The sequence below is a fragment of the Lactococcus allomyrinae genome (assembly GCF_003627095.1).
Lineage (GTDB): Bacteria > Bacillota > Bacilli > Lactobacillales > Streptococcaceae > Lactococcus > Lactococcus allomyrinae.
This window is the reverse complement of record NZ_CP032627.1, coordinates 1,645,753-1,664,651: the sequence shown is the minus strand read 5'-3', so window position 1 is coordinate 1,664,651 and position 18,899 is coordinate 1,645,753. Positions and strand designations below refer to the sequence as shown.

12 protein-coding genes, 8 tRNA genes and 3 rRNA genes are annotated in these 18,899 nt (G+C 40.6%); all 23 read left to right on the top strand.

Annotated elements, in window-relative coordinates; genetic code table 11:
* Window positions 1–2 precede the first annotated feature (2 nt).
* The 23 genes from D7I46_RS07665 (at window position 3) to D7I46_RS07555 (ending at window position 18,706) form a co-directional block, all read left to right on the top strand.
* Window positions 3–1,166: a MalY/PatB family protein gene (locus D7I46_RS07665; RefSeq protein ID WP_120772355.1), complete on the top strand. Its 1,164-nt coding sequence runs from the start codon at window positions 3–5 to the stop codon at window positions 1,164–1,166.
* Between the two features lie 54 nt (window positions 1,167–1,220).
* Window positions 1,221–2,381, top strand: coding sequence for a cation:proton antiporter (locus D7I46_RS07660; RefSeq protein ID WP_120772354.1), 1,161 nt, complete (start codon window positions 1,221–1,223; stop codon window positions 2,379–2,381).
* Between the two features lie 92 nt (window positions 2,382–2,473).
* Entirely contained in the window at window positions 2,474–2,947 is a 474-nt protein-coding gene (locus D7I46_RS07655) for a GNAT family N-acetyltransferase (RefSeq protein ID WP_120772353.1), read from the top strand.
* A 226-nt stretch (window positions 2,948–3,173) separates the two neighbouring features.
* Window positions 3,174–3,803, top strand: a complete 630-nt coding sequence (upp, locus tag D7I46_RS07650) for a uracil phosphoribosyltransferase (protein ID WP_120772352.1) — start codon at window positions 3,174–3,176, stop codon at window positions 3,801–3,803.
* 172 nt (window positions 3,804–3,975) lie between these two features.
* Window positions 3,976–4,584, top strand: a complete 609-nt coding sequence (locus tag D7I46_RS07645; protein WP_120772351.1) for a nitroreductase family protein — start codon at window positions 3,976–3,978, stop codon at window positions 4,582–4,584.
* Window positions 4,585–4,706: 122 nt separating this feature from the next.
* A complete protein-coding gene (locus tag D7I46_RS07640; RefSeq protein ID WP_120772350.1) occupies window positions 4,707–5,954 on the top strand; it encodes an Nramp family divalent metal transporter in 1,248 nt (415 codons plus the stop codon).
* Between the two features lie 53 nt (window positions 5,955–6,007).
* Window positions 6,008–6,325, top strand: a complete 318-nt coding sequence (locus tag D7I46_RS07635; protein WP_120772349.1) for an ATP cone domain-containing protein — start codon at window positions 6,008–6,010, stop codon at window positions 6,323–6,325.
* Window positions 6,326–6,482: 157 nt separating this feature from the next.
* Complete coding sequence (locus tag D7I46_RS07630; protein ID WP_120772348.1) at window positions 6,483–6,806, top strand: nitrous oxide-stimulated promoter family protein; 324 nt, start codon at window positions 6,483–6,485, stop codon at window positions 6,804–6,806.
* Window positions 6,807–7,172: 366 nt separating this feature from the next.
* A complete protein-coding gene (gene thrS, locus D7I46_RS07625) occupies window positions 7,173–9,113 on the top strand; it encodes a threonine--tRNA ligase (protein WP_120772347.1) in 1,941 nt (646 codons plus the stop codon).
* A gap of 124 nt (window positions 9,114–9,237) precedes the next feature.
* Window positions 9,238–9,891 (top strand): trimeric intracellular cation channel family protein, encoded by a 654-nt coding sequence (locus tag D7I46_RS07620; RefSeq protein WP_120772346.1) that lies wholly within the window; start codon window positions 9,238–9,240, stop codon window positions 9,889–9,891.
* 301 nt (window positions 9,892–10,192) lie between these two features.
* Window positions 10,193–11,739, top strand: a 16S ribosomal RNA gene (locus D7I46_RS07615).
* Between the two features lie 94 nt (window positions 11,740–11,833).
* Window positions 11,834–11,906: transfer RNA gene (locus D7I46_RS07610), tRNA-Ala, on the top strand.
* Between the two features lie 186 nt (window positions 11,907–12,092).
* Window positions 12,093–14,991 (top strand): 23S ribosomal RNA (locus D7I46_RS07605).
* 83 nt (window positions 14,992–15,074) lie between these two features.
* Window positions 15,075–15,190 (top strand): 5S ribosomal RNA (gene rrf / locus D7I46_RS07600).
* The 16S, 23S and 5S rRNA genes sit together here with 8 tRNA genes alongside, the layout of an rRNA operon.
* Before the next feature lie 3 nt (window positions 15,191–15,193).
* Window positions 15,194–15,266, top strand: a tRNA-Val gene (locus D7I46_RS07595).
* A gap of 27 nt (window positions 15,267–15,293) precedes the next feature.
* Window positions 15,294–15,366, top strand: a tRNA-Asp gene (locus D7I46_RS07590).
* A 17-nt stretch (window positions 15,367–15,383) separates the two neighbouring features.
* A tRNA-Lys gene (locus D7I46_RS07585) sits at window positions 15,384–15,456 on the top strand.
* A gap of 9 nt (window positions 15,457–15,465) precedes the next feature.
* A tRNA-Leu gene (locus tag D7I46_RS07580) sits at window positions 15,466–15,546 on the top strand.
* A gap of 13 nt (window positions 15,547–15,559) precedes the next feature.
* A tRNA-Thr gene (locus tag D7I46_RS07575) sits at window positions 15,560–15,632 on the top strand.
* 21 nt (window positions 15,633–15,653) lie between these two features.
* A tRNA-Gly gene (locus D7I46_RS07570) sits at window positions 15,654–15,725 on the top strand.
* Between the two features lie 34 nt (window positions 15,726–15,759).
* Window positions 15,760–15,845 (top strand) — tRNA-Leu (locus tag D7I46_RS07565).
* A gap of 158 nt (window positions 15,846–16,003) precedes the next feature.
* On the top strand, window positions 16,004–16,900 hold the full coding sequence (locus D7I46_RS07560; protein ID WP_120772345.1) for a class II fructose-bisphosphate aldolase: 897 nt from the start codon (window positions 16,004–16,006) through the stop codon (window positions 16,898–16,900).
* A gap of 207 nt (window positions 16,901–17,107) precedes the next feature.
* Window positions 17,108–18,706, top strand: coding sequence for an amidase domain-containing protein (locus D7I46_RS07555; RefSeq protein WP_120772344.1), 1,599 nt, complete (start codon window positions 17,108–17,110; stop codon window positions 18,704–18,706).
* The last annotated feature ends 193 nt before the right edge of the window (window positions 18,707–18,899 follow it).

The following is an 18,899-nucleotide window of genomic DNA, read 5'->3' as shown; positions in this document are numbered from 1 at the left end:
AAATGACAAAATATGATTTTACAACAATACCTAATCGTTTGAACCACCACTCTGTCAAGTGGAAAGAGGTTGAAAAAGATGAAGAACGTCTGCCTTTGTGGGTGGCAGACATGGATTTTATTGCTCTACCAAAAATAACGGAAGCTATTCACGAATATGCAGATTATGGTGTTTATGGTTATTCCTACGTGCCAGAGCAACTGCTCACATCAATCCAGCATTGGGAAAGTACGCAACACGGTTATGATTTTCCCAAAGAAGCTATCGTTCTTGCCGATGGTGTCGTTCCAGCAATTGGCATTGCGGTTCAAGCATTGACTGAAGAAAATGATGCAGTGCTGATTAATACACCTGTTTATCCTCCTTTTGCAAGGACGGTAAAACTCAATCAACGCCAATTAGTTGAAAATTCGCTGACAGAGATTAATGGTGAGTTTGTCATTGACTTTGAACAATTAGAGCGAGATATTATTGACCATGAAGTTAAGCTCTATATTCTTTGCAATCCCCATAATCCAGGGGGACGTGTTTGGCGAAAAGATGAACTTCAAAAAATCGGAGAACTTTGTCAAAAGCATCATGTGATTTTAGTGTCAGACGAAATTCATCAGGATTTAGTGCTATTTGATAATGTTCATCATAGCTTCAATACTCTCTCGCCAGAATTTAAGAATTTTACTATTATTTTATCATCAGCGACTAAAACTTTTAATATTGCAGGAACGAAATGCTCTTTTGCTATCATTGAAAACAAAGATTTACGCGAGAAGTTTATGGCAAAAAGACTTTCTAATAACCAACATGAAATTAATACTTTGGGGATGATGACAACGCAAGCAGCACTGACAAACGGTGCCGAATGGCTGTCAGAATTAAAGGAAGTACTTGAAAATAACATCAATTACATTCTGTCAGTACTGACAGAAAAAACAAAGATTAAAGTAATGAAGCCACAAGGAACTTATCTGATTTGGCTGGATTTCTCAGAGTATTCGTTGACAGAAGCAGAGCTTCAAGAAAAATTACATAATCAGGCAAAAGTCATTCTCAATAAAGGAAATTCCTTTGGGATCGAAGGAACGCTTCATGCAAGACTCAATGCAGCAGCACCATTTGAAATAATCAAAGAAGCAACAGAACGAATTGTGAAAACGTTTGTATTTTAACGATTTCTGTGGATAACTTGTTTAGCTCTAATAAAATTATGTTAAAATTAAGAGATGAATGATATTTTACAACTCACGATTATCCTTGTTGCTTCTCTCATTGCAACCCTTCTTTCAAGACGTCTGAAAATCCCTGCTGTTGTGGGACAAATGCTAATTGGTATTCTACTTGCCCCATCCATTTTGGGGTGGGTTCACGGCGGTCATGTTATCGAAGTAATGTCGGAGATTGGCGTTATTTTGCTGATGTTTTTAGCTGGTATTGAGAGCGATTTGACAGTGCTCAAGAAGAATTTCAAAGCCTCAATGCTTGTTGCAATAGGAGGAGTTGCAGTCCCTCTTATTGTTTTTGCTTTAGTTGCAGCAGGGCTCGGTTATGGTTTTTCAACAAGTTTTTTCTACGGAATTGTTTTTGCGGCGACTTCGGTTTCAATTACCGTTGAAGTCCTTCAAGAATATGGTAAACTTAGTACGCGAGCAGGTTCAATCATTCTCGGAGCAGCAGTAGTTGATGATATCCTAGCTGTCCTAGTCTTGTCCATTTTTACAAGTTTTAAAAATGGTGGTTCGGGTACACAACTCCTATTCCAATTTTTATTAGAAATTCTCTTTTTCGTTTTCCTCTTTGTTGTTCACAAACTTATTCCAAAACTTTGGAAGTTTGTCGAAAAACTACCTATCGCGGTTAAAAATACAACAGTTGCACTGATTATATGTCTAGGTTTGAGTCTTTTAGCAGATAGTGTGGGAATGTCAGCGATTATCGGTAGTTTCTTTGCAGGACTTGCGATTTCTCAGACTGAAGTGAGTCATAAGATTGAAGAGTATACATCAGCGATTGGCTATGTGATTTTCATCCCAGTTTTCTTTGTTTCAATCGCACTTTCAGTACAATTTGATAGTCTAATTCACCATCCTTGGATTATTATCTTATTTACTATTTTAGCGATTGTGACAAAATTTCTTCCTGCCTATTTTGTTGGAAAATCAAGTCAATTGACTACAAATGAAAGTCTTTTGATTGGTACAGGGATGATTTCACGAGGAGAAATGGCATTGATTGTTGCTCAAATAGGTTTAGCAAGTAGCATTGTAACAGATGAAGTTTATTCCGAACTCGTCATCGTTATCATCCTAGCGACTTTGATTGCACCATTCCTGATTAAGCTAGTCTTAAAAAGAAACGAAAGTAAAAATTCCACTGCGATTAGGTAGCTCCTAAACAGCTGGACAGGATAGTGAAACGGAGATACTGTTGCTCAATTTACTATCTAAAAAAATAGCAATACTTATTAAGTTAAAAAAACATGAAAATTAGACCCATACAGTCTCAAGACGATGAACAACTTTATCAACTCATCCGCAAGATTTTAAAAAGTGAAAGGCTTGACCTTCCAGGAACCGCATATTATGATTCCAATCTAGCGCATTTAGAAGAATTTTATAGAAAAAACGCTCATGCAGCATATTTCGTGATTGCTGATGAAAATAATCATATTTTTGGAGGAGTAGGCGTAGCACCATTTGTTGGAGAGATTTGTGAGCTTCAGAAACTTTACATTTCAATCGAAATTAGGCAACAAGGCTGGTCAAAAAAGTTAATGGATACCGCACTGTCATTTGCCCAAAAATATTATAAACAAATTTATCTTGAGAGCCATACAAATCTCAAAACTGCCTTGAAACTTTATGACAAATATCACTTTGAGGCTTTAGAGAGACCTTTAGAAGGAAGCGAACATTCACTAATGAATGTCTGGCTCTTAAAAGATTTAGACTAATTTGTGAAAAAGTGGTAAAATATAAGGCGGAACTTGTCCAGTTAAAGCCCTATTTAGACTGGATGATAAGGAGATTTCTTCACTCTGTAATGAACAAATCTGCTCTATAGTACTGTAAAGGATCGCTTAGGCGTATTGATGAACAGTCAAGTAAATGTCAAACTGGTGTGATTAAAACACGACCTATCCACAAACTTTTATAGAAAAGTATCGAAAGGAAGCACAAATGTCAAAATTTCAAGTTGTAGAACATCCATTAATTCAACACAAACTCTCAATCTTGCGTCGTAAAGAAGCATCAACAAAAGAATTCCGTGAACTTGTAGATGAGATTGGGATGCTCATGGCTTACGAAGTATCACGTGATTTGCCACTTGAAGATGTTGAAATTGAAACACCAGTTCAAAAAACAACTGTAAAACAAATTGCAGGTAAAAAATTGGCTATTGTTCCAATTCTTCGTGCAGGAATCGGTATGGTAGATGGTATTTTGAAACTCATTCCTGCTGCGCGTGTTGGACATATCGGAATGTACCGTGATGAAGAAACACTCAAACCTGTTGAGTATTTGGTGAAGCTTCCTACCGACATTGCAGAGCGTCAAATCTTCTTGGTAGATCCGATGCTTGCGACAGGTGGTTCAGCAATTTTGGCAGTGGACTCACTTAAAAAACGGCAAGCAACAAATATTAAATTTGTTTGCCTTGTTGCTGCTCCAGAAGGTGTGAAAGCACTTCAAGAAGCACACCCAGATATCGAAATTTATGCAGCAGCATTGGATGAGAAGCTCAACGAACATGGTTATATTGTTCCTGGACTTGGTGATGCTGGTGACCGTTTATTTGGTACAAAATAATAAATGATTAAAACTCACTTCATCATAATGAAGTGAGTTTTACACATTTTACTGTTGAAAAAGAAGAATCATAAAAATTTTCATATTTTGAGTTAAAATAATTTACAACTGTAAATTTATATGATAAGATTACATATGTAAACAATAAAAATAAAAAAAGGAAAAAAACATTATGTCATTTATTAAATCACTTGAAAATCGTCGTACTATCTACGCTCTCGGAAAAAATGTTGGAGACGAAGAAAAAGTAATTGAAACAATCAAAGAAGCAGTTCGTCTTTCACCAACAGCATTCAACTCACAAACAGGCCGTGTTTTGATTGTGACAGGTGATGCTCAAAACAAACTTTGGGATGAAATCGTGGCACCAGAACTAAAAGCAGCAATGGAAGCTCAAGGTGCACCTGAATCAGCATGGGATGGAACACGTGCGAAACTTGACGGCTTTAAAGCAGCCTTTGGTACAGCACTTTTCTTTGAAGACGAAGACGTAGTAAAAGGACTTCAAGAACAATTTGCACTTTATGCTGACAATTTCCCAGTTTGGTCAGAACAAGGCACAGGAATTATCTCAGTAAACGCTTGGACAGCACTTGCAGAACTTGGACTTGGTGCTAACCTTCAACACTACAATCCATTGATTGATGAAGCAGTAGCTAAAGAATGGAATATTCCATCAAGCTGGAAACTTCGTGGACAACTTGTATTCGGTTCAATTGAAGCACCAGCAGGTGAAAAAACATTTATGGACGATGCTGACCGTTTTATCGTTGTAAAATAATTGAATAAAAGCCATCAACTATCATAGTTGATGGCTTTTTCTTACTTGATTTTTAACTTTGTAATTATTATCGTTAGGTGTTATAATATTTGACAAGAATTACAGAAAATGTGAGAAAATAATTGAGAAAATTTTTACGAGATAAGCGACATCCAGCATTAGATTTTTTACGTTATGTTGGTCCAGGACTAATCGTTGCTGTTGGTTTCATTGACCCAGGGAATTGGGCGGCTAACCTTGCCGCAGGTTCACAGTTTGGCTACAAATTACTTTGGGTTATCACTTTATCGACCATAATGCTTGCTTTTCTTCAGCATAATGTTGCACATTTAGGCATTGTTACAGGGAAGTGTCTATCGGAAAATGCTACCCAATATTTGAAACCCGTGGTTAGTCGAATTATTTTGGGAACAGCAGTTTTGGCATCAATTTCTACGGCGGTAGCGGAAATACTAGGTGGAGCGATTGCTTTAGAGATGTTATTCAAGTTGCCGATTCCGGTGGGGGCGGTACTTACTGCTGGTCTTGTGATTTGGTTTCTTTTTAGTAATTCATATTCAAAAATCGAAAAAGTTATTATTGGCTTTGTTAGTCTGATTGGTCTTGCACTTCTTTTTGAAATTTTTATCATTCCACACATTGATTGGATATCTGCGGCAAAGGCAACCATTCGTCCTTCAATCAGCAGTGCTTCAATTCCTATTATCATGAGTGCTTTAGGAGCAGTTGTGATGCCGCATAATCTTTTTCTACACTCTGAGGTTATCCAAAGTCGTCAATGGAATTTGGAAAACGAAGCTGTGATTCAAAAGCAACTAAAATTTGAGTTTTTTGATACGCTTTTTTCAATGTTTTTGGGTTGGGTTATTAACAGTGCCATTATCATTATTGCTGCAGCGGTGTTTTTCCCCAAAGTTGTTACAGAAATCAATCAGGCTCAGGAAATGTTAACTCCTCTTTTAGGACCAGCTAGTGCCATTATTTTTGCTCTTGCTTTTCTTTTTGCTGGGATTGCCTCATCTGTGACTGCGGGTATGGCTGGAGGTTCAATTTTTGCTGGAATTTTCAGCGAACCCTATGATATTCATGATCCACATAGTAAATTAGGTGTGTTGATTACAATTGTTGCTGCGACAATCGCAATTTGTGTGCTTAGTCTAGTGACCACAACTTTTAATATTTTAATTTACTCTCAGGTTTTTTTAAGTCTCCAATTGCCAATTACCATATTTCTACAAATTTACCTCACTAGTTCAAAAAAAGTGATGGGCAAATATAAGAATGTATGGTACACAAAAATGTTACTTTTGTTGATGGGATTGCTTATTACAGTCCTTAATATCATTTTAGTGATGAATACATTTAGTTAATAGAGAGAATTTTGATATAATAAAGCTAAGAATGAATTAGTTGGAGGTAAAATATGCAACCAAAATTACTCAATAAAGTTGTAATCAAACGAAATGGACGTGTTGTAGATTGGGACAGTTTCCGTATTCAAACGGCAGTTTTTAAAGCTGCAATTAATGGAAAATATGCAGACAAGCCTTTACACGCTAACATGATAGCAAATAATGTCACAAAAGTTGTAGAAAAAGTTATTGCTGAACTTCCATTTGAAAAAATCGAAATTGAAACGATTCAAAATCAAGTCATCAAACAACTTAATGATTTTGACAAAGATGTTGCACGAGATTTCCTTTCCTACAAGACAAAGCAAAATATCGAACAAAGACATTGACGGATTTCAAGTGTTGTTAGAAACTTATTATTTTTACTCAAAAGTTTTTAAAAGATTTAGCACCTATGGGTGCTTTTTTGATAAAATTAATAGTATTGGATAAAAATAAATATTTAAAACTTAATACGCTAAGTTTATATAAACAGGGGAGCGTTTCATGCCAAGAGAAGTTAATGTTGGTCCAAAAATACGATATGAAAAATCTACCGTTACACGCATGATCAAATTATATTGCACGAAGAACCACGGGTATAAAAAAGAGCTTTGTGAGGATTGTCAAAAAATTCATGACTATGCTCAGATCAGACTGACTTATTGCCGTTTTGGTGACGATAAGACAACTTGTCAAAAATGCACAGTTCATTGCTATAGCAAGAACATGAGGGAAAAAATTCGAGTAATTATGAGATATTCGGGACCACGCATGATAATCTATCATCCATTATTTGCAATACGTCACATGATAAAAAATCATCGTTAGATTGTTAATTTTCTTCTTGACAAACCACTGTATAAAATTTACAATATAAAAAGAGACAAGTTTTTAGTGAAAATTTTAAAGAAAGTAGGCGGTTGATGCAAGTCTATAGATAGAAACTAAAAATACCACTCGTACAAAGTAATAAGAGATAAAACTCAAGTGAAATTTCTTTCTGGAAATAACAGAAAGCGTTGCTGGCACGTTACGTCAAAGACAAGTAAGTCACTGACAGGATTCTGTCGGTAACTAAACAAAGGTGGTAACACGCAAATTGCGTCCTTTTAGGATGATGATTTGCGTTTTTTTTATTTCTATAAATCTGTCAGTACTGACAGATTATTAAAACAAACAAAGGAAGGCAAAAATATGATTAAAATCACATTTCCAGACGGTAACATCAAAGAGTTCGAATCTGGTGTAACAACATTTGAAATCGCAAAGTCAATCTCACCTAGTCTCGCCAGAAAAACTTTAGCAGGAAAAGTTAACGGCAAACTTATTGATGCAACACGTGCAATTATGGGAGATGCAGATTTTGAGATTGTGACACCGGAACACGAAGATGCATTAGGGATTCTTCGTCACAGTGCTGCCCACCTTTTTGCTCAAGCAGCAAAACGTCACTTCCCAAATATTCATCTTGGGGTAGGACCAGCGATTCAAGACGGTTTCTATTACGATACCGATAATAACGAAGGTCAAATTACCAATGAAGATCTTCCAGTTATTGAAGCAGAAATGAAGAAAATTGTGAAAGAAAACTTCAAATCTGAAAGAAGAGAAGTCACTAAAGAACAAGCAAAGGAAATCTTTGCTCATGACCCATACAAACTCGAGCTCATTGAAGAACACAATGAAGATGAAGGTGGATTGACAATTTATACTCAAGGAGAATACACGGACCTTTGCCGTGGTCCTCATGTTCCTAGTACAGGAGTTATTAAATTTTTCCATCTTTTAAATGTTGCAGGGGCTTACTGGCGTGGAAATTCGGATAACAAAATGATGCAACGTATTTACGGAACAGCATGGTTTACAAAAGATGAGCTTGAAGCAAATCTCAAATTCCGTGAAGAAATGAAAGAACGTGATCATCGTAAACTTGGACGTGAACTTGAACTTTTTGCAAATGTTCAAGAAATTGGCTCAGGTCTCCCAGTCTGGTTGCCAAACGGCGCAACAATTCGACGTACAATTGAACGCTATATTACAGATATGGAAGTTAAACGAGGCTATTGGCACGTCTACACACCAATCATGGCTAATGTTGAACTTTATAAAACATCAGGACACTGGGATCATTATCAAGAAGATATGTTCCCGCCTATGGATATGGGAGATGGAGAGGAAATGGTGCTTCGTCCAATGAATTGCCCGCATCATATTCAAGTTTATAAAAATGATGTTCGTTCATACCGCGAGTTGCCAATTCGTATCGCTGAACTAGGGATGATGCACCGTTATGAAAAATCAGGAGCTCTCTCAGGTCTACAAAGAGTCCGTGAAATGACACTTAATGATGGTCACATTTTTGTTCGTCCAGACCAAATCAAAGAAGAATTCCAAAATGCCTTAACATTGATGATGGATGTCTATAAAGACTTTAATGTCACAGATTATCGCTTCCGTTTGTCATATCGTGATCCAGAAGATACACATAAATATTATGATAATGATGAAATGTGGGAAAATGCTCAAAGTATGCTTAAAGCAGCAATGGATGAGCTTGAACTTGATTATTTCGAAGCAGAAGGAGAAGCAGCTTTTTACGGGCCAAAATTAGATGTTCAAGTCAAAACTGCTCTTGGAAATGAAGAAACACTATCAACTATTCAGCTTGACTTTCTTCTTCCAGAACGTTTTGACCTTAGTTATATTGGTTCAGATGGTGAAAAACATCGTCCAGTTATGGTACACCGCGGTATTGTCTCAACGATGGAACGGTTCACGGCATATCTCATTGAAGTTTACAAAGGAGCATTCCCAACATGGTTAGCTCCAACACAAGCTACAATCATTCCAGTAAACAACGAAATTCATGCTGATTATGCATGGGAAATTCAACATAAACTTCAAGATAAAGGCTTTAGAGTAAAAGTCGATGATACCAATGAAAAAATGGGTTACAAAATTCGTCAATCTCAAACTCACAAAATTCCATATCAAATTGTTATAGGAGATCAAGAACAAGCAGATGGTACGGTTAATATCCGTCGCTATGGTTCAAAAGAAACAACGGTTATTCCGTTTGAAGATTTTATCACCAACATCACAGAAGACGTTGCAAACTTCAGCCGTGTTAACTGACTAAAAAGACTACTTATTAAGTAGTCTTTTTTTATCGAAATTACATAAGATATAATGTATAATGAATACTATCGCTAATTGCTAATTTATATCAACATCATAATAAAGAGTAAGGGGACCTCACGTGATTAACAACATCTACCTGTTTTTTGAAATTTTAGGCACAGTTGCATTTGCTATCTCGGGAACCGTAGTTGGAATTAATCATAAATTAGATGTTTTTGGGATTTTAGTGATGTCCGTTATCACAGCAGTAGGTGGAGGGATTTTTCGAGATTTGTTGTTAGGTATTGTTCCGCCAACATCATTAAAATCACCTTTTTTCATTATTATATCAGTCATTGCTTCAATCACTTCTATGGCAATTGCTACGGTTATAAAATCAAAGAGAGAAGCTTTTAATATTTTTAAAGTTGCACGTTTTTATAATATTCTTTTACTGGTTTCGGACGCTATCGGTTTAGGAATTTTTACAGTTTTAGGGATAGATGCAGGCATTGCTAAAGGATTTGAACATAATTTGTTTTTTATTGTATTTTTAGGAGTTCTCACGGGAGTTGGTGGAGGAATGATCCGCGATATCATAGCCAACCAAGTCCCGATGATATTTCGAGAAAATATTTATGCAGTATCCTGTATTATAGGAGGGATTCTGTACGTTATTTTACGTCCAGAGTTAAATCATTATTTTGCATTGTCAATTGCGGTAGCTTGCATCGTATTCATCAGAATTATATCAGAGGTAAAAAAAATAAATCTCCCAAGAATAGAATACTAGCCCAAATAAAAGACCATGCTCAAGTGGTTTTTTATTTAGTTTAAGGGCTGCTTCTAAGATTAAACTATGTGTCATAAAGGAGGATAAAAAAAAGTTTTGTGAAAACACAACAAATTCTTGACAAAGGAAGTGGTGTTTGATAGAATATAATAGTTGTCGCGAGAGAGGGAAGCCGCTCAAGCGAATAGACCCTTGAAAACTGAATAAAGAAGAATGACTCATGTGATGTAGTAAGATACATCAAAAAAATCTGTCAATCAATAATGAAAGACAAGCCAGTCACTACGGTGACTTAAATACTTTATTTGAGAGTTTGATCCTGGCTCAGGACGAACGCTGGCGGCGTGCCTAATACATGCAAGTTGAGCGCTGAAGGAAGGTACTTGTACCGACTGGAAGAGCAGCGAACGGGTGAGTAACGCGTGGGGAATCTGCCTTTGAGCGGGGGACAACATTTGGAAACGAATGCTAATACCGCATAACAACTTTAAACACAAGTTAAAAGTTTGAAAGATGCAAAAGCATCACTCAGAGATGATCCCGCGTTGTATTAGCTAGTTGGTGAGGTAAAGGCTCACCAAGGCGATGATACATAGCCGACCTGAGAGGGTGATCGGCCACATTGGGACTGAGACACGGCCCAAACTCCTACGGGAGGCAGCAGTAGGGAATCTTCGGCAATGGACGAAAGTCTGACCGAGCAACGCCGCGTGAGTGAAGAAGGTTTTCGGATCGTAAAACTCTGTTGTTAGAGAAGAACGTGTGTGGGAGTGGAAAATCCATGCAGTGACGGTATCTAACCAGAAAGGGACGGCTAACTACGTGCCAGCAGCCGCGGTAATACGTAGGTCCCGAGCGTTGTCCGGATTTATTGGGCGTAAAGCGAGCGCAGGTGGTTTATTAAGTCTGGTGTAAAAGGCAGTGGCTCAACCATTGTATGCATTGGAAACTGGTAGACTTGAGTGCAGGAGAGGAGAGTGGAATTCCATGTGTAGCGGTGAAATGCGTAGATATATGGAGGAACACCGGTGGCGAAAGCGGCTCTCTGGCCTGTAACTGACACTGAGGCTCGAAAGCGTGGGGAGCAAACAGGATTAGATACCCTGGTAGTCCACGCCGTAAACGATGAGTGCTAGATGTAGGAAGCTATAAGTTTTCTGTATCGCAGCTAACGCAATAAGCACTCCGCCTGGGGAGTACGACCGCAAGGTTGAAACTCAAAGGAATTGACGGGGGCCCGCACAAGCGGTGGAGCATGTGGTTTAATTCGAAGCAACGCGAAGAACCTTACCAGGTCTTGACATCCCGATGCTATCCTTAGAGATAAGGAGTTACTTCGGTACATCGGTGACAGGTGGTGCATGGTTGTCGTCAGCTCGTGTCGTGAGATGTTGGGTTAAGTCCCGCAACGAGCGCAACCCCTATTACTAGTTGCCATCATTAAGTTGGGCACTCTAGTGAGACTGCCGGTGATAAACCGGAGGAAGGTGGGGATGACGTCAAATCATCATGCCCCTTATGACCTGGGCTACACACGTGCTACAATGGATGGTACAACGAGTCGCGAGACAGTGATGTTTAGCTAATCTCTTAAAACCATTCTCAGTTCGGATTGTAGGCTGCAACTCGCCTACATGAAGTCGGAATCGCTAGTAATCGCGGATCAGCACGCCGCGGTGAATACGTTCCCGGGCCTTGTACACACCGCCCGTCACACCACGGGAGTTGGGAGTACCCGAAGTAGGTTGCCTAACCGCAAGGAGGGCGCTTCCTAAGGTAAGACCGATGACTGGGGTGAAGTCGTAACAAGGTAGCCGTATCGGAAGGTGCGGCTGGATCACCTCCTTTCTAAGGAATAGTTACAAAGACGTGAGCATTCAACTTTATTCAGTTTTGAGGGGTTTAGTTAATAAACCTAAGCAAGAATCAAATTCTTGATTGTGGGGCCTTAGCTCAGCTGGGAGAGCGCCTGCTTTGCACGCAGGAGGTCAGCGGTTCGATCCCGCTAGGCTCCATTAAGATAGGAAGGGCGGTCCGCTTGCGGAAAGTTCAGTTATCTTATTGTCAACGAAGACATAAAAATAGAATTGAACATTGAAAACTAAATAACAATATCTAATAACGATAAATAAACCGAAAAGCTGTGAATTTTAAAGAATTTACAAACTTATACTTGAAAAACGATGATTTTAAATCATCATGGCAAAGTTAATAAGGGCGCACGGTGGATGCCTTGGCACTAAGAGCCGAAGAAGGACGTGACTAACGACGATATGCGACGGGGAGCTGTAAGTACGCTTTGATCCGTTGATTTCCGAATGGGGAAACCCAGCTGCTACTAGCAGTTATTCATGAGTGAATACATAGCTCATGTAAAGGTAACGCAGAGAACTGAAACATCTAAGTACCTGCAGGAAGAGAAAGTAAAAACGATTTCGTAAGTAGCGGCGAGCGAACGCGAAGAAGGGCAAACCAAGAAGCTTGCTTCTTGGGGTTGTAGGACTGCAACGTGGACTTAAGCATTATAGTCGAATAACCTGGGAAGGTTAATCAAAGAGGGTAATAATCCCGTAGACGAAATAGCGCTTATACCTAGCAGTATCCTGAGTAGGGCTGGACACGCGAAATCCAGTTTGAATCCGGGAGGACCATCTCCCAACCCTAAATACTCCTTAGTGACCGATAGTGAACCAGTACCGTGAGGGAAAGGTGAAAAGAACCCCGAAAGGGGAGTGAAATAGCACCTGAAACCGTGTGCCTACAAGAAGTTCGAGCCCGTTAATGGGTGAGAGCGTGCCTTTTGTAGAATGAACCGGCGAGTTACGTTATGATGCGAGGTTAAGTTGAAGAGACGGAGCCGCAGCGAAAGCGAGTCTGAATAGGGCGTTTTAGTATCATGATGTAGACCCGAAACCTAGTGACCTATCCATGAGCAGGGTGAAGGTGTGGTAAGACGCACTGGAGGCCCGAACCAGGACACGTTGAAAAGTGTTTGGATGACTTGTGGATAGCGGAGAAATTCCAAACGAACTGGGAGATAGCTGGTTCTCTCCGAAATAGCTTTAGGGCTAGCGTCGAAATGTAAGTGTATTGGAGGTAGAGCACTGTTTGGGTGAGGGGTCCATCTCGGATTACCAATCTCAGATAAACTCCGAATGCTAATACACATGTTCGGCAGTCAGACTGCGAGTGCTAAGATCCGTAGTCGAAAGGGAAACAGCCCAGACCAACAGCTAAGGTCCCAAAATATATGTTAAGTGGAAAAGGATGTGGGGTTGCACAGACAACTAGGATGTTAGCTCAGAAGCAGCTATCATTCAAAGAGTGCGTAATAGCTCACTAGTCGAGTGACCCTGCGCCGAAAATGTACCGGGGCTAAACATATTACCGAAGCTTTGGATTGATATTTTATCAATGGTAGGAGAGCGTTCTTAACCGCGAAGAAGGTATACCGTGAGGAGTGCTGGAGCGTTAAGAAGTGAGAATGCCGGTATGAGTAGCGCAAGATAAGTGAGAATCTTATCCACCGTAAGACTAAGGTTTCCAGGGGAAGGCTCGTCCGCCCTGGGTTAGTCGGGACCTAAGGCGAGGCCGAAAGGCGTAGTCGATGGACAATAGGTTGATATTCCTATACTAGATATAATAGTGATGGAGGGACGCAGTAGGCTAAAGGATGCCAGTTAATGGATTCTGGTCTAAGCAGTGAGGTGTGAGATGTGTCAAATGCATTTCTCTTTAACATTGAGCTGTGATGGGGAAGTTTCTACGGAAACGAACTCCTTGATGTCACACTGCCAAGAAAATCTTCTAGCGTTAAATTATATCTACCCGTACCGCAAACCGACACAGGTAGTCGAGGCGAGTAGCCTCAGGTGATCGAGAGAACTCTCGTTAAGGAACTCGGCAAAATAGCCCCGTAACTTCGGGAGAAGGGGTGCTGGTGTAAAAGCCAGCCGCAGTGAATAGGCCCAAGCAACTGTTTATCAAAAACACAGCTCTCTGCTAAACCGCAAGGTGATGTATAGGGGGTGACGCCTGCCCGGTGCTGGAAGGTTAAGAGGAGGAGTTAGCGTAAGCGAAGCCCTGAATTGAAGCCCCAGTAAACGGCGGCCGTAACTATAACGGTCCTAAGGTAGCGAAATTCCTTGTCGGGTAAGTTCCGACCCGCACGAAAGGCGTAATGATTTGGGCACTGTCTCAACGAGAGACTCGGTGAAATTTTAGTACCTGTGAAGATGCAGGTTACCCGCGACAGGACGGAAAGACCCCATGGAGCTTTACTGTAGTTTGATATTGAGTACCTGTAAGTCATGTACAGGATAGGTAGGAGCCATTGAAATAGGGACGCTAGTTTCTATTGAGGCGTTGTTGGGATACTACCCTTGACTTATGGTTACTCTAACCCGCTGGCAATATCGGCCAGGGAGACAGTGTCTGACGGACAGTTTGACTGGGGCGGTCGCCTCCTAAAGAGTAACGGAGGCGCCCAAAGGTTCCCTCAGATTGGTTGGAAATCAATCGTAGAGTGTAAAGGTATAAGGGAGCTTGACTGCGAGAGCTACAACTCGAGCAGGTAGGAAACTAGGGCTTAGTGATCCGGTGGTACCGCATGGAAGGGCCATCGCTCAACGGATAAAAGCTACCCTGGGGATAACAGGCTTATCTCCCCCAAGAGTTCACATCGACGGGGAGGTTTGGCACCTCGATGTCGGCTCGTCGCATCCTGGGGCTGTAGTCGGTCCCAAGGGTTGGGCTGTTCGCCCATTAAAGCGGCACGCGAGCTGGGTTCAGAACGTCGTGAGACAGTTCGGTCCCTATCCGTCGCGGGCGTAGGAAATTTGAGAGGATCTGTCCTTAGTACGAGAGGACCGGGATGGACCTACCGCTGGTGTACCAGTTGTTCCGCCAGGAGCACGGTTGGATAGCTATGTAGGGAAGGGATAAGCGCTGAAAGCATCTAAGTGCGAAGCCCACCTCAAGATGAGATTTCCCATTCGTAAGAATTAAGAGCCCAGAGAGATGATCTGGTTGATAGGCTGGAAGTGGAAGCCCTGTGAGGGGTGGAGCGGACCAGTACTAATCGCTCGAGGACTTTACCAAGAGAGTCAAATATAAAATGCTTATGGTTTAGGAGTTAGAAGAATTGTTATTTAGTTTTGAATGTTCAAAGTAACATTTAATGATTTGGTCATCATTGCGATGGAGATACACCTGTTCCCATGCCGAACACAGCAGTTAAGTCCATCTACGGCGGAAGTACTTGGGGGTTGCCCTCTGGGAGATAAGCTAATGGCCAAGTTTGGGGAGTTTAGCTCAGCTGGGAGAGCATCTGCCTTACAAGCAGAGGGTCAGCGGTTCGATCCCGTTAACTCCCATAGGTTGGTTCAGCCTTTATTTGAATAGGTTCCGTAGTGTAGCGGTTATCACGTCGCCCTGTCACGGCGAAGATCGCGGGTTCGATTCCCGTCGGAACCGTTAGTCGATAGACTAATGACTCGTTAGCTCAGTTGGTAGAGCATTTGACTTTTAATCAAAGGGTCGCTGGTTCGAGCCCAGCACGGGTCATAATTCCTCGCGGATGTGGCGGAATTGGCAGACGCACTAGATTTAGGATCTAGCGCTTAACAGCGTGGGGTTCAAGTCCCTTCATCCGCATTTTTAGGTATTAGCCGACTTAGCTCAGTTGGTAGAGCATCTGATTTGTAATCAGAGGGTCGCGTGTTCGAATCATGTAGTCGGCATTGTCGGAAGACACAAGCGTTGCGAACGTAGTTCAGGGGTAGAACACAACCTTGCCATGGTTGGGGTCGCGAGTTCGAATCTCGTCGTTCGCTTAATTTCTCCCCAGTGGGAGTTTTTCTATAATCACCCGGGGTGGCGGAACTGGCAGACGCACAGGACTTAAAATCCTGCGAGGGGTAACCTTCGTACCGGTTCGAAACCGGTCCTCGGGATTATATAGTTGGTAACTTTGTTACCAACTTTTTTTACTACTTTAGTGTTAAACCGCGTAGTTAAGCGATTACTTTTATCTTTTGATGTGCTAGCACTAGAAAAATACTTCACAAAATGCTATACTAGGTAGGTAATAAAATATTCGGAGGATTTTGAAATGGCAATCGTTTCAGCAGAAAAATTCGTACAAGCCGCTCGTGATAACGGATACGCTATCGGTGGTTTCAACACAAACAACCTTGAATGGACACAAGCTATCTTGCGTGCAGCAGAAGCTAAAAAGACTCCTGTATTGATCCAAACTTCTATGGGTGCGGCTAAATACATGGGTGGTTACAAAATGTGTAAACTCCTCATTGAGACTCTTGTTGAGTCAATGGGTATTACTGTTCCTGTGGCTATTCACCTTGACCATGGTCATTTTGAAGATGCTTTGGAGTGTATTGAAGTTGGTTACTCTTCATTAATGTTTGATGGTTCACATCTTCCAATTGAAGAAAACCTTAAATATGCTGAAGAAGTTATCGCTAAAGCACACGCTAAAGGGATCTCTGTAGAGTGTGAAGTTGGTACTATTGGTGGTGAAGAAGATGGTATCATCGGTGATGGTGAACTTGCTCCTATTGAAGATGCTGTTGCTATGGCTAAACTAGGTGTAGACTTCCTTGCAGCTGGTATTGGTAATATTCACGGACCTTATCCAGAAGGATGGACTGGTCTTCATATTGATCACTTAGAAAAATTGAATGCTGCTTTGGTCGAAGCTATGGGACACAATGTGCCAATCGTACTTCACGGTGGTTCAGGTATCCCTGATGATCAAATTCGTGAAGCTATTGCGAATGGTGTTGCTAAAGTTAATGTTAATACGGAATGTCAACTTGCGTTTGCAGCTGCGACTCGTAAATTCGTTAATGAATTTGATGCTAATGAAGCAGAATACATGAAGAAAAAACTCTTTGACCCACGTAAATTCTTGAAACCTGGTTTTGATGCAATTACTGCGTCTGTTGAAGAACGTATTGATGTGTTTGGTTCAGCAAACAAAGCTTAATAATTAGGAATAAATCTTAATAAAAGAAAATCTGTCATTTTGGCAGATTTTTTTATTTATTATGGTGATATTTTAGATTAACTTACGTATATATAAGTGTGAGAAGTGATTAGCTTGCGTTATAATTTAGAAAGTGTTACAATATTGTAATAAGAGTGTTATCATAAATTTCATTGAGAGCGAGCAGAATAAAAAGAGGTTTTGATTTTGAAGGTTGAAAATAATAAAAAAAGAATTGGAAAGACTTACAAGTTAGTAGCAGGTACAGCACTAGCTCTGGGGATAAGTACGTTTGGTGCTGCGGCTCATGCAGATGAGTTGCCAGTTTCGAATGAGGTGACGTCTACGTCACAGGTCGTGAACAATGGTAATGAATTAGTAACGAGTGATGATTCAGGTCAAATGGAGACAGGAGATACGGGTCAAGCAACAACAGATAATAATAATGAGACACCAAGCAATAGGCCAGATGAGACGGGAAGTAATGGGGAGAGTTCGGAAGGAACGGGAAATTCAGGAGATGATTCGTCAGTCACAGCTCCAGATGAAACCAAACCTGCGGAACCTAGCACACCTCCTACTCCACCGAGTACGCCAGATAAACCGACGGCTTCAAAGCCAAGCACACCAGCATCACCAAGTAAGCCGAAGCCAGTGTCACCTAAGCCAAGTACTCCGAGTAAAACGGGTAGTTCATCTACAAAAACTGTAACAAGTCGTGTTTCTTCGCATTCTGAAACAGTTGTTTCTAGCTATGCGAATTCTGCTTATTATCAGTCTTCGGCAGTGGCAAACTCAAAGCTGAGTAATGCAACATCGATTTATACGGGTCCTGTGTTGAAGAAAATAGAGGCCGCTCAACCTATTAAGAAAATTGATGCGTCTAGCCCAGAAGCTTTCATCAAGAGTATTGCACCTCGAGTACAGGTTTTGGCGGGAAAAAATAATCTTTTTGCTTCAATTATCTTGGCGCAAGCGATTTTAGAGTCAGGCTATGGTCAAAGTAATATGGCTCAGAAGTACTTTAATATTTTCAATATTACAGGGGCTTACTTAGGGAAAGCAGTGACATTCCAAACGCAAGAATTTGCTGGAACTAATCCTTATTTTATTCAACAGAGTTTTCGAGTTTATAGTAACTATGACCAATCTTTAGATGATTACATTAACTTAATGTTGAAAGGGACGACTTGGAATCCAGATATTTATGCAGGTTCATGGAAGTCTCAGGCGAAAACTTATCAAGAAGCAGCGGAATCGTTGCAAGGTGTTTTTGCGACAGATCCTGACTATGCTCAAAAATTGATTGATATTATCCAAGAATATAATCTGAATTTCTATGACAATGTAGATAGCAGTACTCAAGTGTGGGCATCAGATACACCGACAAGTCCTGTGTTGAGTTCAAAATTGGATAGCTCGAATTTCCCCGCTTATAATGGGGTGGAATATCCAGGTTCAGAGAGTTATGCGTTTGGGAATTGTACGCAGTATGTGTATAACCGAATCATTCAACTTGGGGGTCGGATTGGGACTCATATGGGCAATGGTGGTGAGTGGGGGATTAATGCTCAAGCCCAAGGTTATTATACGACGACTGTTCCAACAGAGGGTTATGCAGTAAGTTTCCCTCCTGGTGTTGCAGGTTCAAGTTCTGTTTATGGTCATGTGGCTTTTGTGGAGAAGGTCTATCCTGATAACTCAATATTAGTTTCTGAGATGAATGTTAAGGGGAATAATATTGTGAGTGAGCGTCATATATCTGCTGGGGTGGCGGCATTGGCAACTTATATTCAACCTAAATGAGAAGGTGGGTGAGAGCTGTCAGTACTGATAAAATATTGATGTAAGTCAGTTTAAAGGAACAAATGAAAAATCAGTCTTTGGGCTGATTTTTTTTGTTGGAAAGTTTGAGATAATAAGAGTGTGAGGTTAAGATAACCTCAGATATAAAAAAGTTTTTAAAGATGTTAAGTGCTTTGATAAAGCAAGAAAGGAT